20 protein-coding genes are annotated in these 22,760 nt (G+C 73.4%); 10 read left to right on the forward strand and 10 right to left on the reverse strand.

Going from position 1 to position 22,760, the window contains the following annotated elements; translation table 11 throughout:
- Nucleotides 1–46: 46 nt before the first annotated feature.
- On the forward strand, nt 47–1,291 hold the full coding sequence (locus ACIPN7_RS03690) for an amidohydrolase (protein ID WP_400538075.1): 1,245 nt from the start codon (nt 47–49) through the stop codon (nt 1,289–1,291).
- Nucleotides 1,292–1,378: 87 nt separating this feature from the next.
- On the opposite strand, the gene ACIPN7_RS03695 is transcribed toward ACIPN7_RS03690, so the two are convergent.
- The 3 genes from ACIPN7_RS03695 to ACIPN7_RS03705 all read right to left on the reverse strand — a co-directional run bounded on the left by ACIPN7_RS03695 (nt 1,379) and on the right by ACIPN7_RS03705 (nt 4,317).
- A complete protein-coding gene (locus ACIPN7_RS03695; protein ID WP_400538077.1) occupies nt 1,379–2,584 on the reverse strand; it encodes a glycosyltransferase in 1,206 nt (401 codons plus the stop codon).
- A 70-nt stretch (nt 2,585–2,654) separates the two neighbouring features.
- Nucleotides 2,655–3,311 (reverse strand): uridine kinase, encoded by a 657-nt coding sequence (locus ACIPN7_RS03700; protein ID WP_400538079.1) that lies wholly within the window; start codon nt 3,309–3,311, stop codon nt 2,655–2,657.
- A 193-nt stretch (nt 3,312–3,504) separates the two neighbouring features.
- Nucleotides 3,505–4,317, reverse strand: coding sequence for an AraC family transcriptional regulator (locus ACIPN7_RS03705; protein ID WP_400538081.1), 813 nt, complete (start codon nt 4,315–4,317; stop codon nt 3,505–3,507).
- A gap of 50 nt (nt 4,318–4,367) precedes the next feature.
- On the opposite strand from ACIPN7_RS03705, the gene ACIPN7_RS03710 reads away from it, so the two are divergent.
- Nucleotides 4,368–4,781, forward strand: coding sequence for a DUF2000 family protein (locus tag ACIPN7_RS03710; protein WP_400538083.1), 414 nt, complete (start codon nt 4,368–4,370; stop codon nt 4,779–4,781).
- Nucleotides 4,782–4,783: 2 nt separating this feature from the next.
- Here the strand turns inward: ACIPN7_RS03710 and ACIPN7_RS03715 are convergent, their stop codons facing one another.
- From ACIPN7_RS03715 to ACIPN7_RS03725, 3 genes are read right to left on the reverse strand one after another with little or no spacing between them, the layout of a single operon-like run.
- Nucleotides 4,784–5,431, reverse strand: a complete 648-nt coding sequence (locus tag ACIPN7_RS03715; protein WP_400538085.1) for a lactate utilization protein C — start codon at nt 5,429–5,431, stop codon at nt 4,784–4,786.
- Nucleotides 5,428–6,945, reverse strand: coding sequence for a LutB/LldF family L-lactate oxidation iron-sulfur protein (locus ACIPN7_RS03720; protein WP_400538087.1), 1,518 nt, complete (start codon nt 6,943–6,945; stop codon nt 5,428–5,430). Before ACIPN7_RS03720 ends, ACIPN7_RS03715 begins: the two co-directional genes overlap by 4 nt.
- Nucleotides 6,942–7,727 carry a (Fe-S)-binding protein gene (locus ACIPN7_RS03725; RefSeq protein WP_400538089.1) on the reverse strand — a complete coding sequence of 262 codons (786 nt, stop codon included), beginning with the start codon at nt 7,725–7,727 and terminating at the stop codon, nt 6,942–6,944. Before ACIPN7_RS03725 ends, ACIPN7_RS03720 begins: the two co-directional genes overlap by 4 nt.
- 71 nt (nt 7,728–7,798) lie before the next feature.
- Here ACIPN7_RS03725 and ACIPN7_RS03730 point away from each other — a divergent pair, with 71 nt between their 5' ends.
- Nucleotides 7,799–8,497 carry a FadR/GntR family transcriptional regulator gene (locus ACIPN7_RS03730; protein WP_400538091.1) on the forward strand — a complete coding sequence of 233 codons (699 nt, stop codon included), beginning with the start codon at nt 7,799–7,801 and terminating at the stop codon, nt 8,495–8,497.
- A 12-nt stretch (nt 8,498–8,509) separates the two neighbouring features.
- Here ACIPN7_RS03730 and ACIPN7_RS03735 read toward each other — a convergent pair whose 3' ends face one another.
- Nucleotides 8,510–9,022, reverse strand: a complete 513-nt coding sequence (locus tag ACIPN7_RS03735) for a MarR family winged helix-turn-helix transcriptional regulator (protein WP_400538093.1) — start codon at nt 9,020–9,022, stop codon at nt 8,510–8,512.
- Nucleotides 9,023–9,141: 119 nt separating this feature from the next.
- Here ACIPN7_RS03735 and ACIPN7_RS03740 point away from each other — a divergent pair, with 119 nt between their 5' ends.
- The 4 genes from ACIPN7_RS03740 to ACIPN7_RS03755 all read left to right on the forward strand — a co-directional run bounded on the left by ACIPN7_RS03740 (nt 9,142) and on the right by ACIPN7_RS03755 (nt 14,758).
- Entirely contained in the window at nt 9,142–11,451 is a 2,310-nt protein-coding gene (locus ACIPN7_RS03740) for an LLM class flavin-dependent oxidoreductase (protein WP_400538095.1), read from the forward strand.
- Nucleotides 11,452–11,578: 127 nt separating this feature from the next.
- Nucleotides 11,579–12,193 carry a SprT-like domain-containing protein gene (locus ACIPN7_RS03745; RefSeq protein WP_400538097.1) on the forward strand — a complete coding sequence of 205 codons (615 nt, stop codon included), beginning with the start codon at nt 11,579–11,581 and terminating at the stop codon, nt 12,191–12,193.
- A 4-nt stretch (nt 12,194–12,197) separates the two neighbouring features.
- Complete coding sequence (locus ACIPN7_RS03750; RefSeq protein WP_400538099.1) at nt 12,198–13,232, forward strand: 3-oxoacyl-[acyl-carrier-protein] synthase III C-terminal domain-containing protein; 1,035 nt, start codon at nt 12,198–12,200, stop codon at nt 13,230–13,232.
- Nucleotides 13,233–13,360: 128 nt separating this feature from the next.
- Entirely contained in the window at nt 13,361–14,758 is a 1,398-nt protein-coding gene (locus ACIPN7_RS03755; RefSeq protein ID WP_400538101.1) for a Gfo/Idh/MocA family protein, read from the forward strand.
- Between the two features lie 139 nt (nt 14,759–14,897).
- On the opposite strand, the gene ACIPN7_RS03760 is transcribed toward ACIPN7_RS03755, so the two are convergent.
- The 3 genes from ACIPN7_RS03760 to ACIPN7_RS03770 are packed head-to-tail and all read right to left on the reverse strand — an operon-like array spanning nt 14,898 to nt 19,190.
- Complete coding sequence (locus ACIPN7_RS03760; protein WP_400538103.1) at nt 14,898–15,941, reverse strand: AEC family transporter; 1,044 nt, start codon at nt 15,939–15,941, stop codon at nt 14,898–14,900.
- Nucleotides 15,942–15,969: 28 nt separating this feature from the next.
- The gene (locus ACIPN7_RS03765; protein ID WP_400538105.1) at nt 15,970–17,148 is read right to left on the reverse strand and encodes a Gfo/Idh/MocA family protein; all 1,179 of its coding nucleotides are present in this window, start codon (nt 17,146–17,148) and stop codon (nt 15,970–15,972) included.
- Nucleotides 17,145–19,190, reverse strand: a complete 2,046-nt coding sequence (locus tag ACIPN7_RS03770) for a DUF6807 family protein (RefSeq protein WP_400538107.1) — start codon at nt 19,188–19,190, stop codon at nt 17,145–17,147. The genes ACIPN7_RS03765 and ACIPN7_RS03770 overlap by 4 nt, the downstream gene beginning before the upstream one ends.
- A gap of 281 nt (nt 19,191–19,471) precedes the next feature.
- Between ACIPN7_RS03770 and ACIPN7_RS03775 the strand changes: the two genes are divergently transcribed.
- Genes ACIPN7_RS03775 through ACIPN7_RS03785 form a run of 3 tightly spaced genes read left to right on the forward strand, consistent with a single transcriptional unit; the run spans nt 19,472 to nt 22,752 of the window.
- Entirely contained in the window at nt 19,472–20,395 is a 924-nt protein-coding gene (locus tag ACIPN7_RS03775) for a carbohydrate ABC transporter permease (protein ID WP_400538109.1), read from the forward strand.
- Complete coding sequence (locus ACIPN7_RS03780) at nt 20,388–21,353, forward strand: carbohydrate ABC transporter permease (RefSeq protein WP_400538111.1); 966 nt, start codon at nt 20,388–20,390, stop codon at nt 21,351–21,353. Before ACIPN7_RS03775 ends, ACIPN7_RS03780 begins: the two co-directional genes overlap by 8 nt.
- A 49-nt stretch (nt 21,354–21,402) precedes the next feature.
- The gene (locus ACIPN7_RS03785) at nt 21,403–22,752 is read left to right on the forward strand and encodes an ABC transporter substrate-binding protein (RefSeq protein ID WP_400538115.1); all 1,350 of its coding nucleotides are present in this window, start codon (nt 21,403–21,405) and stop codon (nt 22,750–22,752) included.
- The last annotated feature ends 8 nt before the right edge of the window (nt 22,753–22,760 follow it).

Below are 22,760 nucleotides of genomic sequence, written 5' to 3' on the forward strand. Positions count from 1 at the left end.
GCGCGTGGGCTGCGCCTAGCGTGGGGACGGACGACGGAGGACCGCCATGACCCCACATCAGGACGTCCCGTTCGACCCGGCGCTCACGGACCTGTACCAGGACCTGCACCGACATCCCGAGCTCGGCTTCCAGGAGCATCGCACCGCGCGGATCGTCGCCGACCGGCTCACGGCGTCCGGGTTCGAGGTGACGACGGGCGTCGCCAAGACCGGCGTGGTCGGCGTCCTGCGGAACGGCCCAGGTCCGACGGCGCTGCTCCGCGCCGACATGGATGCCCTGCCGGTCAAGGAGGACACGGGCCTGGACTACGCGAGCACCGCGACCGCGACGGACGCGGCCGGGAAGACGGTCCCGGTCGACCACGCCTGCGGGCACGACCTGCACACCACGTGCCTCCTGGGCGCCGCCGACGTGCTGGCGCACGCCCGCGAGAGCTGGGCCGGCACCCTGCTCGTGGTGTTCCAGCCCGCCGAGGAGCTGGGCCAGGGTGCCCAGGCGCTGGTCGACGACGGCCTCTACGACCGTTTTCCGACCCCCGACGTCGTGCTCGGCCAGCACGTGGCGCCGCTGCCGGCGGGCAAGATCGCGGGGCATCCCGGCGCGTCGTACGCGGGCTCCGACTCGCTCCAGGTCCGGCTCGCCGGCCGCGGGGCGCACGGCTCCATGCCCCAGGCGTCGGTCGACCCGATCGTGATGGCGGCGGAGACGGTGCTGCGCCTGCAGACGGTCGTCTCGCGCGAGATCCCGAGCACGGCCACCGCCGTGCTCACCGTGGGCTCGATCCACGCCGGCGACGCCGCCAACGTCATCCCCGGCGAGGCCGAGCTGCAGCTCAACATCCGCAGCTACGACGAGGCGGTGCGGCAGCGGATCCTCGACGCCGTCGAGCGCATCGTGCGTGGGGAGGCGATCACCGCCGGTGCGACCGAGGAGCCCACGATCACCCCGATCGAGCGGTTCCCCGTCGTCGTCAACGACGATGCCGCTCTCGCCCGGACGTTCGCCGCCTTCGGCTCGTGGCTCGGCCCCGGGAACCTGCTCGATCCCGGGGCGGGGGCGGGGAGCGAGGACGTGGGCATCCTGGCGACGAGCGCGGGCGCGCCCCTGTCGTACTGGCTGCTCGGCGGCACCGACCCGGCCCTGTTCACGACCGGCGACATGAGCGACCCCGCGCTCCTGACCGTGCCGTCCAACCACTCCCCGCACTACGCCCCGGTCCCGGACCCGACCCTGCGCAACGGCGTGACCGCCCTGGTCACGGCGGCCCGCACCTGGCTGCCCGCCGCGTAGTGCGGACGATCGGCAGAACGTCAGGTGGTCGGCACCCCGGGGTGCCGACCACCTGACGTCCTGCCGATCACACGAGGCGTCGGGACCTCAGACCCGCGCCATGCGTAAGCCCGCGTCGCGGTGGGTGCGCTCGATGATGCTCGAGTACCCGGCGATCATCCGGACGTGGCTGAACCGGGGCCGGACGGCGGTGCGCGCGGACTCCAGCTCCTCGCGGCGGGCGGCCGCCTCGATCCAGGTCGCGGCGATCTCGTCGGGTTCGAACGACGTCACGAACCCGATCCGCTCGACGATCGACGGCGCGTCGCCCACCGGCGTCGTGACCGGCACGGCGCCGCACATCGAGCCCTCGATGAGGCACAGCGGCGCGGCCTCGCCGAAGGTCGAGGTGAGCGCGACGACGTCGGCCGTCGCGTAGACCAGCTCCATGTCGTGTCGCACACCCAGCAGGTCGAGGCGCTCCAGCAGGTCCGGGCGGTCGCCGAAGATCCGCTCCAGGTCGGCCTGGAGGTCGGGGTTGGCCGAGCTCATGCCGGCGCCGCACATCAGCACCCGGCCCGTGGGCTCGAGCGCCAGGAACAGCCGGGCGGACCGGAGGAACAGCTCGGGGTTCTTCATCTCGTCGTACCGCGCGGCGTAGACCACCACCGTCGCGTCGGCCGGGATCCCGGCCGCACCCCGCAGGGCGAGCCGGCGCGCGCCCTGGACCGGGCGGAACCGGGCGAGGTTGATGCCGTTGGGCACCACGCGCAGCAGCTCGGCGGGCACGCCCGCCTCCCGGTACGCGTCGCGCGTGGACTCCGCGCAGCAGACGACGGCGGCGAGCCGGCCGCGCTCCGCCGCGGTCAGCAGGTCGCCGAGGGCGTCACCCTGGTGCTCCGGGTCGGACCGGTGCAGGCAGGCGATGACGGGGCGCTGCGGGAACGCGTCCTGGTTCACGAGCCGGAGCGGCTGCTCCTTGAGGGACAGGATGACGTGCGAGCCCTCGGCCTGGTGGGCCGCAGCCCGGAGCTCGGCCTCGGTGAACACCCGCGGGTCGTGGTTCGCGTCGGTGCTGCGGCCCAGGGAGCCGATCCGGACACCCGCGGCGCGCAGCGCGCGGTAGCGGGGGTCGTCCTCCATCCGCTGGAGGGTGGCCTCGCGCCGGACCTCGTGGTGCAGGCTCAGCACGGAATGCTGCTGACGACCGCCCTGATGCAGACCGGCGACCACCGTCGAGTGCAGGACACGAGCCCCGCCGCTGAAGAAGCCCTCGTAGAGCGAGAGCACACGCAAGCCGTTGCGCTGGATCACAGACACCACCTCCTGCGCCCAGAGTGAGCCCTGCGGATGTGCATCACATGGCAGTTCGGTTACACGAGGATTACGTATCCGAGGACTTCTGCACAAGGAGGTTCCGGATGTCCCTCTCGGCCTGAGCGGGTGATGTTTCGCGGCAGCCCAGCGCCACCCACCGCTCGATCATGGCCGGCTCCGCGCGCAGCAGCGAGGTGCCGCGGCGCAGCAGCGTGCCGAGCGGCTTGCGCGCCTCCGCGACGTCGCGCAGGAACCGGAACCAGAAGGTGACCAGGCGCGGCCGGGACAGGCAGATCGCGTCCGCGAGCAGCCCCTCGGCTCGGCACTCCTCGACGAGCTGCGCCGCGAAGATCCCCTCGGCCAGGATGAGCGGGGAGTCGCCGATGTCGAGGCGGCGCATGCCCGTGCGGCGGGACGTCGGGATGTCGTAGACCGGGACCTCGGCGCGGCCCTCCGTGGCCAGCTCCTGCAGCGCGGCCAGGGCGCCCTTGCCGTCCCAGCTCGCCGGGCTGTCCCAGTCCACGCTGCCGTACCGCTGCGGCAGGCCCGGGTGGTCGATGTCGAGGTAGAAGTCGTCGAGCTGGACCACCGGCAGGCCCAGCCGCTGCGTGAGCGAGGTCTTGCCCGAACCGGACGGGCCGGTCAGCAGCACCACCCGCGCGCGGGGGCGCCGGGCACCCGGGGGCAGTTCGAACAGGGTGGGCTCGGGGGCGGGGTCGGTCACGAGAGGCCATTCTCCCGCACCCGGCGCCCCACCGCTGCGGTGCGTGGGCGTGCGGGGCGTGACGCTGCTCGCCTTTGAGGCCCGGCTTTCTCCTCTTTGAGGCGGTCGAAAGCGGAGAAAGCCGGGCCTCGAAGGGGACGACGGCGGCGCGCCCCGCTGAGCGGGCCCGGCAGGCCCCGCCGGCCCGGCCCGGTCAGCCCCGCTGGTAGCGGCCCGGCGTCGTGCGCAGCAGGCGGCGGAAGTGCCGTGTCAGGTGCGCCTGGTCGTGGAATCCCGTGGCCACCGCGACGTCGGCCGCGGGCTCGCCGGCGAGCAGCCGCCGTCGGGCCAGGTCCAGACGGCGTCCCACCAGGTACCGGTGGGGCGGCAGGCCCAGCTCCCGGGTGAACGAGCGGACCAGGTGCGGCACGGTGACGTCCAGCGCGGCGGCCACCTCGGCGAGCCGGACGGGCCGGGCGGGGTCGGCGTCGAGCAGGTCGCGGGCGCGCCGGGCCGTGGAGGCGGCGGGCGGCTCGCGCGCCGGCGTCGGGCGGCCGGAGAGGTGCCAGGCCAGACCTTCCGTGACCAGGGCGAGCAGGCTCTCTGCCGCGACGTCCTCGCGCACGGTCAGCGCCCGGTCGAGGCCGGCGAACCGCGTGCGGAGCCGGTCGTCCGGGACCAGCGGGGCGTCGACCGCCCGGCCCACCAGGGCGCCGTCGAGCACCGTGGGCTCCAGGTAGACCACGCGCTTGCTGAAGCCCGTCGCGGTGACCGACCGCCCGTCGTGCACGACGCCGGGCGGCAGCACGGTCACGCCGGTGCGTCGCGCGGCGTGCTCGTGACCGTCCAGGCCGTAGCCGATCAGGCCGCTGTCGACGATCAGCACGGTCCAGGTGTCGTGGGTGTGCGCCGGGTAGGCGTGCTCGTGCCAGGCGGCGTGCAGCACCTCGGCGACGCCCGGGACCTCGGGCCGCCAGGCGCGCACCACGTCCGGGGCCGTACCGGCGGAGCGATCGAGCGAGGGCACATCAAGAACGTACAAGATTCCCGGCACGCTCCGCCGCCACCCTGAGGCTCATGACCTTCGAACAGCCCAAGATCGTGATCGTGCTCCGGGACGACCTGCTCGGCTGGCAGGAGAACAACGTCACCGCCTTCCTGGCCAGTGCCGTGACCGCCGCGTACCCGGAGCTCGTCGGCGACACCTACCGGGACGCCGACAGCCAGGAGTACCTCGCGATGCTCGGCACCCCGGTCATGGTCATGGTGGCCGACGGCGGCCGGCTCGCCACCTTCCGGGAGCGTGCCGCCACGCGTGGCCTGCGCATCGGCGTCTACACGGCCGACCTGTTCGCCACGGGGAACGACGTCGACAACCGGGCCGCCGTCGCCGGCGTGGCCACCGAGAAGCTCGACCTGGTCGGGATCGCGGTGGCCGGCGAGCGGCGCGTCGTCGACAAGGTGGTCAAGGGCGCACGGCTGCACCCCTGAGGTCAGGACACCAGCGCCACGTGCAGCGTCCGGGGCCCGTGCACGCCCTCGACCCGGTCGAGCTCGATGTCGCTCGTCGCGCTCGGCCCGCTGATCCAGGTCAGCGGCCGGCCGGGATCGGCGTCGAGCAGCCGCACGGCCTCCGGCACGGTCTGCACCACCTGGTCGGTCCGCACCACGCACACGTGCACGTCGGGGACCAGGGAGATCGCGCGCCGGCCCTGGTCGGTCTCGCCGTCCAGCACGATGGTGCCGGTCTCTGCCACGGCCACGCGTGCGGCCGTCACCACGGCGTCGATCGCGTCGAGCTCGGTCGCGGAGAGCGGGGCCTCCCGCGAGTCGGTCCGCACCTCGACGTCCGCCAGCCGGGAGAGCCACGCGCCCTCCACCCCGTGCGGCACGACGACCGAGCTCGCGGGCACCTCGGCCAGCAGGCTCGCGAGCAGGGCCGGCAGGTCCGCAGCCGTGACCCGGTGCACGTGGGCCTTGTAGTCCTCCAGCCGGTCGACCAGCAGGTCCAGCACTTCCGCCGACCCCGGCGCGTGCTCGCCCCCGGACCGGTACTGCCGCGGGACCGCCGCGGGCGCCGGCGCCTCGGTGCCCAGCGCCGTGCGGATGCGGGACAGGATCTCGGTCCTGGCGTCGCTCATCGGTCGTCCTCTCGCTCGGCCCACCAGTCGCGGAACGTCTGCCGCGGCGGCTCCATCAGGTCCCGCGAGCGGGTCCAGAGCGAGCCGGGGAACGGCAGCCGCCGGATCACGCCGTGCCGCGAGATCGCCCGCAGCACCCGCGGTACCCGGGCGGCCCGGCGGAAGCGCGCGCCGTCGGCCATCGCGAAGGACGCCGCCTTCATGGCCGCCTTCCAGACGCGGTCCGCGGCGTCGGGCGAGGAACCGGCGAGCTCGACCTCACGTGCCCGGAGCTCCACCAGGATCGACGGGATGTCGATCTTGACCGGGCAGACCTCGTAGCAGGCGCCGCAGAGCGTGGACGCGTACGGCAGGTCGGACTTCTCGCCGGTCAGCTGCGGGGTGAGGATCGCACCGATCGGGCCGGGGTAGACCGAGCCGTAGGCGTGCCCGCCCACCCGCTCGTACACGGGGCAGACGTTGAGGCACGCGGAGCAGCGGATGCAGTGCAGGGCCGAGCGCCCGGCCTCGTCGGCGAGCACCTTGGTGCGGCCGTTGTCGAGCAGCACCAGGTGGAACTCCTGCGGGCCGTCGCCCGGCGTCACGCCCGTCCACATCGAGGTGTACGGGTTCATCCGCTCGCCCGTCGAGGAGCGCGGCAGGAGCTGGAGGAACACCTCCAGGTCGTCGAACGTGGGCACGAGCTTCTCGATGCCCATCACGGTGATCAGGGTCTCGGGCAGCGTGAGGCACATGCGGCCGTTGCCCTCCGACTCCACCACGGCGAGCGTCCCGCTGTCCGCGACGGCGAAGTTGGCGCCGCTGATCGCGACCGTCGCCGAGAGGAACTTGCGCCGCAGGTGCGCCCGGGCGGCCATCGCGAGCTCGCGCGGCACGTCCGTCAGGTCCGGCGGGGCGTCGGCCATGCGCTCCAGGAAGATGTCGCGGATCTCGGTGCGGTTGCGGTGGATCGCGGGCACCAGGATGTGTGACGGCATGTCGTCGGCGAGCTGGACGATCAGCTCCGCCAGGTCGGTCTCGACCGCCGCGACGCCCTCCTCGGCCAGCGCCTCGTTCAGCCCGATCTCCTGGGTCGCCATGGACTTGACCTTGACCACCTCGTCGGTGTCCTTGGCGCGCACCAGGTCGGCGACGATCCGGTTGGCCTCCGCGGCGTCCCGCGCCCAGTGCACGACGCCGCCGCGCGCGGTCACGTTGCGCTCGAGCTCCTCCAGCAGCTCGGGGAGCCGGGCCATGACGTCGGTCTTGATCGCGGAGCCGGCGTCGCGCAGGGCCTCCCAGTCCGGCACCTCCCCGACCACGCGCGCCCGCTTGGACCGGATGGTGGAGGTGGCGTTCCCCAGGTTGCGGCGCAGCTGCTCGTTCGCCAGCGCGGCCTTCGCGGCGTGCGGGAACGTCGCACCCCAGTGCAACGGGTCCTCCGGGCGGCCCACGCCGCCGAGGGTGCCGGGTGCGGCGTCGGGACTGGGGCCGCGGCCGGCGCGCGTGGCCGGCATGCCGAGGAAGGTGCTCATCGGGTCACCTCCTGGCGGTCGCCGGGGCGCACCGGTGCCTCGCGGGTCGAGGCGAGGATCTCGGCCAGGTGCATCGGCCGCACGCCCGTGCCACCGCGCGACAGGCCTCCGCCGATGTGCATCAGGCACGACCAGTCGCCCGCGGTGAGCACCTCCGCCCCCGTCCCCACCACGGAGGCCACCTTGTCGTCGAGCATCGCCGCCGACGTGTCCGCGTTCTTCAGCGAGAACGTCCCGCCGAACCCGCAGCAGCCCTCGGCCTGCTCCAGCGGCACGAGCTCCAGGCCCTCGACCGCCCGCAGCAGCCGCTCGGGCTTGTCGCCCACGCCGAGCATCCGCAGCGAGTGGCACGTGGGGTGGTAGGTCACGCGGTGCGGGAACCAGGCGCCGACGTCGGTCACGCCGAGCACGTCGACCAGCAGCTCCGAGAGCTCGTAGGTGCGCTCGGAGACGGCCGTCGCGGTCCGCGCCTCGGAGCTCAGGCCCGCGCGCTCCAGGACCATCCTCTGCTGGTGCCGGATCGAGCCCGTGCACGAGCCGGAGGGCACCACGACGGCGTCCCACTCGCCGTCCGCCACCGGGGCGAAGGTCCGCACGTGGTTCCGCACCACCGGCACGGCCTCGGCGAGGTAGCCGGTGTTCACGTGCATCTGGCCGCAGCACGCCTGCGCGGCCGGGAACACGACCTCGTGGCCCAGGCGCTCCAGGAGCGTGACGACGGCCTTCGGGGCCTGCGGGAACATCGCGTCGGCGATACAGGTGGCGGCCAGGGCGATACGCATGGGCACTCTCCTTCGAGGTCTGTCCTCACCATAGCCCACTGTGGACAGACCACTGAAGTAGCATGGCGACCGTGCGAACCCACGAGCGCGTCCTGGCCCAGATCGAGGCGGGCCTCACCGCGGGCAAGTGGTCCATCGGCGAGCGGCTCCCGGCGGAGCGGGCGCTCGCGGAGCAGCTCGGCGTGTCCCGCCCGTCCGTGCGCGAGGCCATCCGCATCCTGGAGGCGATGGGCATCGTGCGCACCGCCGTCGGCTCCGGCCCCACGGCGGGCGCCACGGTGATCGACCGGCCCGCGGCCGGCCTGGGCGCGGCGGTGCGCCTGCACGTGGCCTCCGGCACCCTCCCCGTGTCCGACGTCGTCCGCACGCGCGTGCTGCTGGAGACCGGAGCCGTGCGCGACGCCGCCGAGGGGCGCTGGGACGAGGCCGCCCTGGAGCCCCTGCGGGCGCACCTCGCCGCGATGGCCGAGCCCGGGCTGGGCGTGGCCGACTTCCTGGAGGGCGACCAGGACCTGCACATCGGGATCGCGCGGCTGGGCGGCAACCAGCTCGTCGAGGCGATCCTGAGCGGCATGCGGGCCGCCGTCGCGTCCTACGTGGCGGCCGGGGCGGAGGCGGTCGAGAACTGGCCGCGGACCGCCGCGCGCCTGTGTGCGGAGCACGAGGCGATCGTGGCCGCCGTCGCCCGGCAGGACGCCGCCGAGGCGGAGCGCCTCATGCGCGAGCACATCGAGGGCTTCTACCGCGAGACGGGTCTGGGCGAGCCCTGAGCGTCTGACACGTCACCGGGCGTCCGGCACGTCCGCCGGCTTGGTCGCCTGGACCACGGTGCGGCACGGGTCGTGGTCCGGACCGGTGCCCGTGGCGGCCCGCTCCAGCAGCTCGCGGAGCACCGCGCGCTGCGCCGGCTCGAGCCCGGAGAGCAGCTCCTCCTCCGCGGCGGCCACGCGCGCGTCCATCGCGGCGAGCACCTCCAGCCCGCGGTCCGTCGCGACGATGCGACGCGCGCGCCGGTCGGCCGGGTCCTGCTGCCGCTCGACCAGCCCGCAGCCCTCGAACGCGTCGAGCAGGTAGGTCATCACCGTGCGGTCGATGCCGAGCGACGCGGCGAGCGCTGCCTGGCTCGGGAGGTCGCCGTGCACCACGGCCGTGAGGAGCTGGTAGCCGCGCGTGCCCTGCGGCAGGTCGTCGGCGGCGGCGTCGACCCGGGCGCTCCACTCCCGCAGGAGCGCGGCGAGCGACCAGCCGAACAGGGAGTGCTGGCCCGTGCGGGTCTCGGTGGGCGCGGTGCTCATGCCCCCATCCTAGGGGAATGTGCAGCGATTCAGAAGAGTTGTGACTAATATCGTCTGCTAGACAGACGATCTGCCGCGAGGCGCGGCAGGCGCAGAGCGACACGAGGGACACCGCACGCATGACCGACTACGGGCACGACCTGCTCTTCGGCACCTTCATCACCCCGGCCAACGCGGACCCGCAGGTTCCCGTGCGGCTGGCCCAGCTCTCCGAGCAGCTGGGCCTGGACCTGGTCACGTTCCAGGACCACCCGTACCAGCCGTCGTTCCTGGACACCTGGACGCTCCTGTCGTGGGTGGCCGCGCAGACCGAGCGCATCCACCTCTCCGGGAACGTGCTCAACCTGGGCATGCGCCCGCCCGCCCACCTGGCGCGCGCCGCCGCGAGCCTCGACCTGCTGAGCGGCGGCCGCTTCGAGATGGGCGTGGGCACCGGCGGCTTCTGGGACGCCATGGTCGCGATGGGTGCCACGCGCCGTACCCCCGGCGAGGGCGTCACGGCCCTCGAGGAAGGCATCGAGATCATGCGCGGCATCTGGGACGCCGGTAACCGGACGCCGCTCCGGGTGCCGGGGCAGTTCCACCACGTCGACGGCGCGAAGCGCGGCCCGGCGCCCGCGCACGACATCCCGATCTGGCTCGGGGCCTACAAGAAGCGCATGCTCCGGCTCACCGGGGCCAAGGCCGACGGCTGGCTGCCCTCGCTGCCCTACTTCAAGGACGGCGACCTGGCGCGCAGCAACGCGACCATCGACGAGGCGGCCGAGGAGGCCGGGCGCTCGCCGAGCGAGATCCGGCGCCTGCTGAACCTCGGCGGGGCCATTGCCGACCGGTCCACCGGCCCGCTCCAGGGCCCGGCCGACCAGTGGGTCGAGGAGCTCACCCTCATGGCGCTGGAGGACGGCGTCAGCGGGTTCATCGCCATGGGCGACGACCCGGACCAGATCCGCGCGTTCGCCCAGGAGGTGGCGCCCGCCGTCCGCGAGGCCGTGGCGGCGGAGCGGCGCTCCGCGGGCACGGCGCCGGCGGCGGCCCGCCGGGGCGCGACGGCGCTGGCCGCCCGTCGCGGCGGGATCGACTACGACTCGCTCCCGCCGGAGCTCGCGGCGCACGCCGTGGAGCCGGGCGACCGCGAGTACGGCGCGGTGCGGCACAACTACCTCCGGTCCGGCGCGCCGGGCCTGGTGCTGCGGCCGCGGGGCGTCGACGAGGTCGCGGCCGGGCTGGCCTGGGTGCAGAAGCAGGACGTCGAGTTCGCCGTCCGCTCCGCGGGGCACGGCATCTCGGGCCGCTCCACGAACGACGGCGGCGTGGTGCTCAGCCTGAGCCGGATGCGTTCCGTCGAGGTGGTTGACGAGGCCACGCGCCGGGTGCGGATCGGCGCCGGGGCCACCTGGGGCGAGGTCGCGGAGGTCCTGGCCCCGCGCGGCTGGGCCATCACGTCGGGCGACTACGGCGGCGTGGGCGTGGGCGGGCTCGCCACCACCGGCGGCATCGGGTTCCTGGGCCGGCTCCAGGGCCTGACCGTCGACCACGTGGTGGCCGCGGAGGTCGTCACGGCCGACGGGCGGGTGCTGCACGCGTCCCGCGACGAGCACCCCGACCTGTACTGGGCGCTCCGCGGCGCCGGCGGGAACATGGGCGTGGTCACCTGGCTGGAGATCGAGGCGGGCGCCGTCGGCGCCGTGGTCTTCTCCCAGATGACGCTGGACGCCTCCGACACGGCCGGCCTGCTGGAGCGCTGGGGCGCCACCGTCGAGGCGGCGCCGCGCGGGCTCACGTCGTTCATGATCCTGGGCGGCGGACGGCGCGGGCAGACGCCGATGGCACAGCTCCTGACCGTGTTCGCGGCCGAGGGCGCCGACGCCGACCCGGACGAGGCGATCGCCCAGCTCGAGCTGCTGGCCGACGCCGGCCCGCTGCTCGGGCACCAGGCGCAGCTCCTGCCGTACTCGGGGGTCGTGCGCAAGGAGGACGCCCACCACTCCGGCGGCGGCGACCCGTCGGCGCGGTCCGGCCTGCTGACGCACCTGGACCAGGGCACGAGCCGGGCGGTCGAGCGCCTGCTGGGCACCGGGGAGTCGTACTTCACGTCGATCCGGGCCACGGGTGGCGCGGGGAACGACGTCGCCCCGGACGCGACGGCGTACGCGCACCGGCACCAGAACTTCGCGCTCTCTGCCCTGGGCTCGGACCAGGACCGGCTCAACCAGGCGTGGGACGACGAGATCGGGTCGGTGATGGACGGCTCGTACCTGTCGTTCGACACCGACAGCCGGCCCGAGCGGCTGCTGGAGGCGTTCCCGGAGCCGACGTTCACGCGGCTGCGGGAGGTCAAGGCGGTCTACGATCCCTCGAACGTGTTCCGGACGAACTTCCCGATCCCGCCGGCCGGTCCGGCCGAGGGCACCTCGGGGAGCGATGCCTGACAGGTCCGCCTTGTGACGCTGGGTTGTGGATAACTTCACGTGCGTGTGGGTGAGAGCCCGTAGGTTCGATCGCGTCCGGTGCAGCCGGACGCGATCTGACCGTTGAACGACCACCGCAGGGGTACCCATGAACCTTGTCGCCGCCTCGCGCCTCGCGCGCGAACTGATGGACCAGCACGGGCTGAAGGCCTGGACGTTCGAGTTCGACGACGCCGTCCGGCGCGCCGGGATGTGCAGCTACGGCAAGCGGCGCATCAGCCTGTCCGCGCCGCTCACCCGCATCCATGACGAGCGGGAGGTGCGGGACACCATCCTGCACGAGGTGGCGCACGCGCTCGCGGGTCACAAGGCGAAGCACGGCCCGGCATGGCGCGAGGTGGCGGTGCGGATCGGGTGCTCGGGGCTGCGCTGCGTGGACCCGTCGGCGCCGTCGATCGACGGGCCGTGGGTGGGCACGTGCCCGGACGGTCACCGGAGCACCCGGTTCCGGCGGCCGCCGGGCATCATGTCCTGCCGCTCGTGCGGCCCGCGGTTCGCCCTGGCCAACCTCATCGCGTGGACCTACAAGGGACGTAACGCGGCGATGGGGGAGCGGTACGACTCCCAGCTGCGCGGGGCCTTCCGCGAGGTGGGCGAGGTGCCGGCCACGGGACCGGGCGCCGAGGAGCGCGTGGCGCGGGCGGCGCGGGAGCTCGCCGCAGGGACCCTCATGGAGCCGTTCGACCTCGGCGCGCTACGTTGATCTCATGGCTACCGCTCTCACGCTCCCGTCCGGCGCCGCCGGCTCCCGCATCGTCGGTCTGGGGCACCACCAGCCACCGCAGACGCTGACGAACGACGACATCGCCCAGCGGGTCGAGACCAACGACGAGTGGATCCGGTCGCGCACCGGCATCGTCACCCGTCACGTGGCGGCGGACGACGTCACCGTCGCCGAGATGGCGACCGCCGCGGCCGAGCACGCGCTGGCCGACGCCGGCCTGACCGCGGACGCCGTCGACCTGGTGATCGTCGCGACCGCCACCAACGACGACCGGTCGCCCAACACGGCCGGCCGGGTGGCCTACGCGCTGCACACGGGCGTGCAGCCCGGCGCCTCCACGCCGGAGGGCGAGGAGGCGCCGGACCTGCGCGGTGTCGTGGGCCCGGCCGCGCTGGACCTCAACGTGGCCTGCTCCGGGTTCGCGCACGGGGTCGGCGTGGCCGACCAGGCGATCCGTACCGGGGCGGCGCGCACGGCGCTGGTGATCGGCGCGGAGAAGCTCACCGCATACACCGACTGGACCGACCGCTCGACGTGCATCCTCACGGCGGACGGCGCCGGCGCCGCGGTGCTGCAGGCGGCGGACGCCCCCGCCGTCGGGCCCGTGGTGTGGGGCACCGAGCCGGAGCTCACGCCCGCGGTGCGCATCGAGGCGCCCGAGGTGAAGTTCCAGCAGGACGGCCGCTCGGTGTTCAAGTGGGCCATCACGCGCGCCGCGGACCGGGCTCGGGACGTCGTGGCGGCGTCCGGGCTGAGCCTCGACGACATCGAGGTGCTCGTGGCGCACCAGGCGAACCTGCGGATCATCGAGCCGCTGGCCAAGGCGCTCGGTATGGAGGGCAAGGTGGTCGTCACGGACATCACCGAGTCGGGCAACACGTCGGCGGCGTCGATCCCGCTGGGGCTGTCCAAGTGGTGGCATGCGGGCAGGATCCCGGCGGGCGCGCCCGCGCTGCTGTTCGGGTTCGGCGGCGGTTTCGCGTGGGCCGGCCAGGTGGTGCTGACGCCGGAGCGGTGAGCCGGCCGACGGCCGGTCGATGACGGGGCGGGCAACTGCGCGGCGGGCATGGACAGCGCTTTCCCGGCGTCGTATCGTTTCAATCCCATCCACCCGACGTCGACGACGACCGAAGGAGCTCTCCACCGATGCCTGAGCCGACCACCGAGCCGATCACCGGTCCGACCCAAGAGCCCGTGCCGCCGTCGGGCCCGCTGCCCGAGGGGCGCCGCCGCTACGCGGTGGTGGGCACGGGGCACCGCGCCTCCATGTACGTCGACGCCCTGATCGGTACCCACGCGCCCGACGGCGAGATCGTCGCCTGGGTAGAGCCCAACCCCGTGCGCGCAGCGGCCTACGAGGCGCGCGTCGCGGCCGCGTTCGGCGGCGTCCGCCCCGTGTACGGGCCGGACGACCTGGAGAAGGCGATCGCGGAGCAGTCCGTCGACCGCGTGATCGTCACGTCGATCGACCGCACGCACGGCGACCTCGTCACCCGCGCCCTGCGGGCCGGGGCCGACGTGGTCGTGGAGAAGCCCATCGCCGCGCACCCCGACCAGGCCCGGCAGATCGTCGACGCCGTGGCCGAGACGGGCCGCGACCTGGTCACGACGTTCAACTACCGTTACTCGCCCCGCAACAGCGCGCTGCGCGAGGTGATCGCGAGCGGCGAGATCGGGCGGGTGCTGTCGGTCCACTTCGACTGGGCGCTGGACACCGTGCACGGCGCCGACTACTTCCGCCGCTGGCACCGCGAGAAGGTGAACAACGGCGGCCTGCTGGTGCACAAGTCGAGCCACCACTTCGACCTGGTCAACTGGTGGATCGACGGCGTGCCGCAGCGCGTCTTCGCCACGGGCGGGCGGCGCTTCTACGGCGACGACGGCGCGCACGAGTCCGGCTACGAGTCCACGGCCGGCGAGCGCGCCCTGAACGAGCGCGGCATCGACCCGTGGCAGCTCTCCGTGGAGAACAACGAGTGGCTGTCCACCCTCTACGGGCCCGAGGCCCAGGCGGTGGACGGCTACGTGCGCAACCGCTCGGTGTTCGACGCGGGCATCACCACCGAGGACACGCTCGGGCTGGTCGTCGAGTACGAGGGCGGCGCGCTGCTCACCTACTCGCTCACCGCGCACGCGCCCTGGGAGGGCTACCGCGTGGTGGTCAACGGCACGCGCGGCCGAGCCGAGCTGGAGGTCACCGAGCGCGGCTCGGTGGAGTTCGGTGACAAGGCCGCGATCCTCGACCCGAGCGCGACCGAGGTGTTCGAGGAGGACCTGGTGCGGCCCATCGGCGAGCGGCTCGTGGTGCAGCGGCACTGGGAGCGCGCCGAGGAGCGGCCGATCGTGCGCGGCGGCGGCGGGCACGGCGGCGGCGACGCCCTGCTGCTGGCCGACGTCTTCAAGCCGTCGGCCGAGCCCGACCCGCTGGCCCGCGCGGCCGGCTACGTCGACGGCGTCCGCGCGTCGTCGGTGGGGTACGCGGGCAACCGCTCGCTGGAGACGGGCGCCCCGGTCCCGGTCAAGGACCTCAACCTGGGCATCTGACAACCTGGGCATCTGACCCGCGGTCCGCCCGCATCATTCCCTTCGAGGCCCGGGTTTCTTCGCTTTGACAGGGCTCAAAGCGAAGAAACCCGGGCCTCGAAGAGAACCGCCGCCGCAGGGGTTGCCTCGGCCGGGCGGGTCACACCAGCAGCCCGCCGATCACCACCAGCACCGGCACGCACAGCGCCGTCGTCCAGACGGTCGCACGGGCCGCGACGCCGTCGAACACGCCGTACCGCGTCGCGTAGGTCGTGACGTTCACCGCCGTGGGCAGCGCGGCCATCGTCACCACCAGGGCGAGGGCGGGCGCGTCCAGCCCCACCGCTGAACCCAGGGCCCACGCCGCGAGCGGGTGCAGCAGGTTGCGCACCAGCACGGCGATCGCGATCACCCAGCCCACCAGGCGGCGGCCGCGCCCGGCGGTCACGCCGAGGTCGGCATCCGCGGCCGGCATGGGGACGGCGAGCGTCATCCCGAACGTGAGCAGGCCCAGCGGCGGCGCGGCGGCGCCGATCAGGTCGAACGGGAGCAGCACGACGTCGGGCAGCCGCGCGCCGGTCAGCTCGGCCACCACGGCGACGAGCAGGCCCGCGACCGTGCCGAGCGTGATCGGGTTCCGGAACGCCGCGAGGAACACCTGCCCCATCGACCGCCAGCCCGACCTCGCGGGAGTCCCGCCGTCGGCCGACGCCGTCGCCCGGTCGAGCGCCGAGAGGGTCAGCGGCGCCAGCACCAGGAGCTGGAACAGCAGCGTCGGCACCACGGCGAGGGCGTCGTCGAAGAGGTAGACCGCCAGCGGCAGCCCGATGTTGCCGCCGTTGACGTAGACGGCGGCGAGCGTCGTGACGGCGGCGGGGCCCGCGGGCAGGCGCAGGAGCCACCGCGCGGCCGCGGCCGTCGCCAGGCCGAGCACCGCCGTCGTGATCCACGTGACCGCGGCGCCGCGCGAGAGCACGTGCGCCAGGTCCGTCGAGGCGAGCGTGCTGAACATCAGGGCCGGCGCGCAGATCGTGAACGACAGCGTCGCCAGGGTCTGCCGGGCGCCCGCCCCGCCGTCACCCGCCGCGGCCCGGGCGACCCCGCGGGGGAGTCCGCGGCCGGCCAGCAGGCCGGTCCGCTGGATCACCCAGCCGAGCGCGACCACGCAGGCCATGGAACCGATGGCAGTCAGGACGGGCAGCACCCGAGCACCATTTCACGATCCGGGGGAGCTACGGCTGGACCGTCCACGGGGCGCCGAGCTCCGTGAACGTGCGCTGTTCGCGCGCGGCGCGCTCGCACCACGCGGCGACGTCGTGCACCACCGGGTGCCGCGCGTCGCCCTCAGGATTTCCCTGCCCGACGCCGCCCGGACCGCCCACGACCGGTGCCACCCCGTCCACCCAGTCCACGAACGCGTCGTCGATCGGCGCCGGGTCCGGTGCGGTCCGCACGGCGTCGAGCACCCGCATGAACGCGCCGGTGTCCCGCACGTCGCACAGGAGCCGCTCGCCCGCGCCGGCCCGGACCCGCAGCAGGTTCTCCAGCAGGCCGGTGCGCTCGTACCGCTTCTCGGCGACCACGCGCCCGGTGCGCAGCCGCACCAGGTCCTGCTCGTAGCCGAGCTCGATCTCGCCCTCGGTGCCCTGCACGATCACGTGCGCCGGGGTGCGCTCCGCCGCGCACAGCGTGAGGCCGAACCCGTAGCGGGTCCCGTCGGTGCCGACGGCGCGCAGGGACGAGGTGTCGTCGGCCTCGATGGGGTTGGCCCGCCACAGGTCCGTGTTCACGTACGCGAGGTCCGCGGCGGTCCGGGCGCCGCCCACCCACAGGGCGGTGGCCACGGCGTGCGCCAGCGGGTTGGTCACCACGCCGTCCACCACGGCGCGATCGCCCATGCGCCGCCGCCCCGCCCACGGCGAGCGCGCCCAGTAGGCAGCGGTCCGCACCCAGGTGCCGACGGCGCCGATGCCGGTCACCTGCCCCACCTCGCCGCGCGCGACCATGTCGGCGACGGCGGGCAGCGCGTGCGACCCGAAGGTCTGGAACCCGACCTGGCACAGCCGCCCGGTCCGTTCGACCACGGCGACGAGCTCGGCGTGCTCCGCCAGGGACGCCGTGGTCGGCTTCTCGAGCAGCACGTCGATCCCCGCCTCCAGCGCGGCGCGCGCGAGCGGCAGGTGCGTGTGGATGGGCGTGGCGAGCACCAGGACGTCGGGCAACGCGTCGGTGTCGGCGGACAGCAGGTCGCCCAGGCTCGCGAACCACAGGGCCGGCGCGTTGTCGGGCTCCCGCGGGTCGACGACGGCGCTCAGGCGCGCCAGCCCCCGGTCCTCCAGGTCCGCGACGGCCCGCAGGTGCGAGCCGCCGTGGCCGTGGATGCCGACCACGGCCACCTTGGGCAGGCTCACCGCCGGCCGCCGTCGGTCAGGTCGGCGGCCAGTGCCTCGGCCGCGTCGGTCGTGAGCTCGGTGTCGAGCAGCACCGCCACGAGGTCGAGCTGCACGGAGCCGCCGTCGGGCACGAGCAGGGGCGCGTCCCAGGCCAGGGCCGGGCAGGCGCCGGGGTACTCGGCCGAACGCAGGAACCACGGCCGCACCTGGCCCGGCTGCACCAGCAGGAGGGTCGTGGACCGGCCGCCCTGCTGCTGCACGAACGCCACCCAGGGCGAGGTGCTGCCGTGCGCCCGGTTCTCGCCGGTGCCGGCCGCGGACAGCACCGTGGTGCTCTCGGCGATCGGCAGGCGCCAGAACAGGCCGCCGTACCCCGCGCCCGGCCGCCCGTTCGTGGCGGGCGAGCGGATCTCCAGCGGGCCGTGGTCCGCGTGCAGCGTCGAGCGCCAGTCGAGCACCCAGCCGGGGGCGGCGTCGGCCCCGGGCGCCAGGGGGAGCAGGCGCGCCGAGACGCGGCGCTCCTCGCGGAGCTGCGGCTCGCCGTGCTCGTCGGACCACAGCACCTCCTCGACCAGGGTCTCGCCGGCCGTGCCCACGGCGCCCGGAGCGCCGGGAACGCCCGGCTCCACCCGGATCCCCGACGACGTCTGCCGGCCGTGGTTCTTCAGCAGCGTGGGGCCCACGTCCTCGATGAAGGTACGGCCGCCCCAGTGGCTCGTGCCGTTCACGTCGGGCACGGCGATGCCCACGCCGTAGTGGTGGCGGTGGTCCACGGGGCTCACGTCGGTGAGCGGGACCCCCGCCAGGGTGTGGACGGGGTGCAGGTAGGGCCGGCGCGCGTGCACCTTGGGCATGCGGTCGCCCGCGTCGCGGCGCACCAGCTCCAGCCCGTCGCCGCAGGTCAGCACGACGGCGTCGGCAGCAGGATCGGCGGGCACGGACCAGACCGGCGTGGCGGTCGGGGGCACGGTGGGCACCTCCTCCGGCTGCCCGACGACGAGGTCGTCGTCCGTGATGTGCACCCGTTCCGGGCCCTGGGGCACGGGTCCGGTGCTCCCGCGCACCTCCAGGCTGGGCGTGAACCGTGCAGAGCGTGCGGGGTGGGCGTCGTCGTCGATCACGGCGTGCAGCTCCCTCCAGGCGTGGCGGCCGAGCTCGGCCTGCGGCACCGCGACCGTCGTCAGCGCGGGTGTGGCGTAGCGGGACAGTTCGATGTCGTCGAAGCCGGCCACCGAGATGTCGGCGGGCACGGCCACCCCGGCCTCGTTCAGGCCTGCGAGCAGGCCGAACGCGACGAGGTCGTTGAAGGCCAGCGCCGCGGTGGCGCGGGTGGCGAGGACGGCGGGCGCGGCGGCGTGGCCCGCCTGGATGTCTGGTCCGGCGGGCAGGTCGAGGATCTCGAGGTCGGCATGCCGTTGGCGGGCCCGGGCCAGGCCGGCCCTGCGCAGCTCGTCGGACGCGCTGCGCACGGGTCCGCCCAGGTAGACCAGACGGCGGTGGCCGAGCGCCACGAGGTGCTCCACCACCTGGACGGCGCCGTCCTCGTAGTCCACGACCAGGCTGGGCGCCGTCCCGCCGGTCTCGCGGTTGACCAGCACCACGGGCTCGACGTCGGCGATGAGCGCGCTGAGCTCGGCGTCCCCGATGCGGGGCGACACGAGCACCAGGGCGTCGCACCGCATGCGCGCCTCCAGGGCGATGGCGCCCTCCTGCTGGTCGTCCTCGACCGTGTCCGCGACGAGCACGCGGTACCCGTCCTCGGCCGCGCCGTCCATGACGCCGCGCAGGATCTGCTGGAACACGGGGTTGCCGAGGTCCGGCACCACGAGCGCCACGGTCTGCGTGCGGCCGAGCGCGAGGCTGCGGGCCGCGTTGCTCGGCCGGTAGCTGAGCTCCGCCGCGACGCCGCGCACGCGCTCGGCGATCGCGGCGTCGACCGTGCTGCGCCCGTTCATCACGCGGGACACGGTCGCCCGGGAGACCCCCGCCGCCGCCGCGACGTCGCCGATCGTGGCGACCGCACGGCGCTGACCTGCGCCTCGAACGCTGCCGCTGCCCATGTGCTCTCCGTCCGTGACCTTGTCCGACCGGATCGCGCGTGGCGCGCGCCCTCGTCGGCGTGGCCTCCGCGTTACCGGTTTCCCGATGTGACGGTACACCATGGGAAACCGGTTCCTCGTGTGGTACGTTCCTCCACCAGAGACCGGTTTCTCACCGACGAGCCGGGGATCGACGACGATCCGGAGGACAACGCGATGCGCCACCCGAACCGCGAGCCCGGACCCTGGCGGTCCGAGCCCCCACCCGCCCTGACGGGGCCCGTCCGCGCGGGGGTGAACCCATGTCAGTGATCCAGGAGCTCTCGCGCGGCAAGCAGTCCGCCGGAGCACGCAGGAGGGGCGACGGGCGCTGGGCGCTGTTCTTCCTCGCGCCGTGGTTCGTGGGCCTCGTGCTCATCACGGCAGGTCCCATGGGCGCGTCGCTCTACCTGTCCTTCACGGACTACGACCTGCTCTCCGCGCCCCAGTGGGTGGGCCTGGAGAACTACACGCGGATGTTCGACGACCCGCGGTTCCTCCAGTCCCTCGGTGTCACGTTCACCTACGTGTTCGTCTCGGTGCCGCTCCAGCTCGCCGCGGCCCTCGGCCTCGCGCTGCTGCTCGACAAGGGGATGCGCGGGCTCGCCCTGTACCGCTCCGTGTACTACCTGCCCTCCCTGCTGGGCGGGTCGGTGGCCATCGCCATCCTCTGGCGGCAGATCTTCGGCGCGGACGGCCTGGTCAACCAGGTCCTGGCGCTCTTCGGGGTACAGGGGCAGGGCTGGGTCTCGCACCCGGACTACGCGCTCGGCACCCTGATGGCGCTCAACGTCTGGACGTTCGGCGCGCCCATGGTCATCTTCCTGGCCGGCCTGCGGCAGATCCCGCAGATGTACTACGAGGCGGCCGCGATCGACGGCGCCTCGCGGTGGCGGCAGTTCCGCAGCATCACGGTGCCGCTGCTCACGCCGATCATCTTCTTCAACCTCGTGCTGCAGCTCATCGAGGCGTTCCAGTCGTTCACGCGGGCGTTCGTCGTCAGCGGCGGCAACGGCGGCCCGTCCGACTCCACGCTGCTGTACACGCTGTACCTCTACCTCAAGGGGTTCGGCTCGCTCGACATGGGCTACGCCTCGGCGATGGCCTGGTTCCTGCTCCTGATCATCGGCGGCATGACGGTCGTCAACTTCCTCGCCTCCAAGTACTGGGTCTTCTACGATGACTGACGCCTCGACGACCGCACAGACCACGACGCCGACGGCGGTACGTCCGCCGTCCGACACCGCACCCGGCGCCCGGCGCGCCGGGCCGTCCGACCGCCGTCCGACCGCCGTCCGGCCGCGCGGCCGGCGCGTCAGGGCCCGGGTGGGGAGCGTGCTCAAGCACGCGGGCCTCATCGCCTTCGGGTTCGTGATGCTGTACCCGCTGCTCTGGATGCTGGCCAGCTCGTTCAAGCCGAACGCGCTGATCTTCCGGGAGCCGGGGCTCATCCCCACCGACATCGACCTGTCCAACTACACGGACGGGTGGAACGCGCTGCTGCACCCGTTCAGCCACTACCTGATCAACTCGGCGCTGGTGGTGCTCGGCTCGCTGCTGGGCAACCTGCTGTCCTGCTCCCTGGCGGCCTACGCGTTCGCGCGGCTGGAGTTCAAGGGCAAGCGGCTGTGGTTCGCGATCATGCTGATGTCGATCATGCTGCCGATCCACGTGGTGATCGTGCCGCAGTACGTGCTGTTCTCCCAGCTCGAGTGGATCAACACGTTCCTGCCGCTGATCGTGCCCAAGCTGCTCGCGACGGACGCGTTCTTCATCTTCCTGATGGTCCAGTTCTTCCGGGGCATCCCCCGCGAGCTGGACGAGGCGGCGACCCTCGACGGCTGCAACCACCTGCGGATCTACCTGCAGATCATGCTGCCGCTGTCCATGCCGGCCCTCGCCACCACCGCGATCTTCACGTTCATCTGGACGTGGAACGACTTCTTCAGCCAGCTCATCTTCCTGACGCGGCCGGAGATGTACACCGTGCCGATCGCGCTGCGCACCTTTGTCGACTCCACGGGCGAGAGCTCGTGGGGCTCGCTGTTCGCGATGTCGATCGTCTCCCTGATCCCCGTCTTCATCGCCTTCCTGTTCGGACAGAAGTACCTGGTCAAGGGCATTGCGACCACCGGGATCAAGTAGCTCCACCCGCGATGCGACAACGACGTCAACGTCACCGAAGGAGAAATACATGAGCACCACCGGCAACCCACGACCCACGAGGCGCGGCAAGCGGCTCGCCGGCTCGGCCGCGGGCATCGCGGCCGTGGCCCTGACCCTCGCGGCCTGCGGGGGCGGCGACTCGGGCATCGGCGGGGGCGGCGACGACGGCCCGGCCGCCGCCGAGGAGTGCCCCTGCGAGATCCGCTTCTCGTGGTGGGGCTCGGACAGCCGTCACGAGTCGACGCAGCAGATCATCGAGGCGTTCGAGGCGGAGAACCCGGACATCACCGTGGTCCCCGACTTCACCGACTGGGACGGCTACTGGGACAAGCTCGCCACCTCGGTGGCCGCGGGCGACACCCCGGACGTCATCACCCAGGAGGAGCGCTACATCTCCGACTACTCGACCAAGAACGTGCTCGCCGACCTGGGCACGCTCGACATCGACATGTCGAAGGTGGACGACGGCGTGCTGGCCGGCGGCCAGATCGACGGGACCCAGTACGGCATCCCGACCGGCATCAACGCCTACGCGCTCGTCGCCGACCCGGAGATCTTCGCCGACGCAGGCGTCGACGTGCCGGACGACACCACCTGGACGTGGGAGGACTACGTCACCACGGCGAACGCCGTCGCGAAGGGCGCCGGCGACGGCGTCTGGGGCACGCAGGACTACGGCTTCAACGAGGCCGGCCTCAACGTGATGGCGCGCCAGCGCGGCGAGACCCTCTTCACGGCCGACGGTGAGCTGGGCGTCTCCGAGGAGACCGTCGCCGACTTCTTCCAGGTCTCCCTCGACCTGGTCGAGGGTGGCGGCCAGCCCGACGCCGCCCGCACCGTCGAGTACCAGGCGGCCGGCCCCGAGGGCGGTCTGCTCGGCACCAACAAGGGCGCCATGGGCGTCTGGTGGACCAACCAGCTCGGCGCGCTGTCCGACTCGTCGGGTCACGGGCTGGAGCTGCTGCGGCTCCCGGGCGAGTCGGAGGGCGAGCGCACCGGCATGTACTACAAGCCGGCGATGTTCTACTCGGTCTCCGCCGACACGGAGTACCCGGAGTCGTCCGCGAAGTTCGTGGACTTCCTGCTCAACTCCGAGGAGGCCGCCAAGATCATGCTGACCGACCGCGGCCTCCCGGCGAACACCGACGTGCGCGAGGCGATCCTGGGCGACCTGTCGCCCACGGACCAGAAGGTCGCCGACTTCATGGCGGACATCGAGGACGAGATCGTCGACAACCCGGCGGTCCCGCCGCACGGCTCCGCCGAGCTCGCCGACATCATGGAGCGCATCAACACGGAGGTCCTCTTCGAGCGCATCACCCCGGATGAGGCGGCCACCCAGTTCCTGGACGAGGTCAACGCGGCGATCGCAGACTGACGCCACCC

The sequence above is a fragment of the Promicromonospora sp. NPDC090134 genome (assembly GCF_044746965.1).
GTDB lineage: Bacteria > Actinomycetota > Actinomycetes > Actinomycetales > Cellulomonadaceae > Promicromonospora.

Excerpts from the sequence above, each read along its gene's own strand:
- ACIPN7_RS03780 (WP_400538111.1), top strand. The coding sequence starts at position 20,388 with ATGACTGACGCCTCGACGACCGCACAGACCACGACGCCGACGGCGGTA.
- ACIPN7_RS03785 (WP_400538115.1), top strand. The coding sequence starts at position 21,403 with ATGAGCACCACCGGCAACCCACGACCCACGAGGCGCGGCAAGCGGCTC.
- ACIPN7_RS03750 (WP_400538099.1), top strand. The coding sequence starts at position 12,198 with ATGGCTACCGCTCTCACGCTCCCGTCCGGCGCCGCCGGCTCCCGCATC.
- ACIPN7_RS03770 (WP_400538107.1), bottom strand. The coding sequence starts at position 19,190 with ATGGGCAGCGGCAGCGTTCGAGGCGCAGGTCAGCGCCGTGCGGTCGCC.
- ACIPN7_RS03755 (WP_400538101.1), top strand. The coding sequence starts at position 13,361 with ATGCCTGAGCCGACCACCGAGCCGATCACCGGTCCGACCCAAGAGCCC.
- ACIPN7_RS03740 (WP_400538095.1), top strand. The coding sequence starts at position 9,142 with ATGACCGACTACGGGCACGACCTGCTCTTCGGCACCTTCATCACCCCG.
- ACIPN7_RS03775 (WP_400538109.1), top strand. The coding sequence starts at position 19,472 with ATGTCAGTGATCCAGGAGCTCTCGCGCGGCAAGCAGTCCGCCGGAGCA.
- ACIPN7_RS03690 (WP_400538075.1), top strand. The coding sequence starts at position 47 with ATGACCCCACATCAGGACGTCCCGTTCGACCCGGCGCTCACGGACCTG.
- ACIPN7_RS03745 (WP_400538097.1), top strand. The coding sequence starts at position 11,579 with ATGAACCTTGTCGCCGCCTCGCGCCTCGCGCGCGAACTGATGGACCAG.
- ACIPN7_RS03725 (WP_400538089.1), bottom strand. The coding sequence starts at position 7,727 with ATGCGTATCGCCCTGGCCGCCACCTGTATCGCCGACGCGATGTTCCCG.
- ACIPN7_RS03720 (WP_400538087.1), bottom strand. The coding sequence starts at position 6,945 with ATGAGCACCTTCCTCGGCATGCCGGCCACGCGCGCCGGCCGCGGCCCC.
- ACIPN7_RS03715 (WP_400538085.1), bottom strand. The coding sequence starts at position 5,431 with ATGAGCGACGCCAGGACCGAGATCCTGTCCCGCATCCGCACGGCGCTG.
- ACIPN7_RS03735 (WP_400538093.1), bottom strand. The coding sequence starts at position 9,022 with ATGAGCACCGCGCCCACCGAGACCCGCACGGGCCAGCACTCCCTGTTC.
- ACIPN7_RS03710 (WP_400538083.1), top strand. The coding sequence starts at position 4,368 with ATGACCTTCGAACAGCCCAAGATCGTGATCGTGCTCCGGGACGACCTG.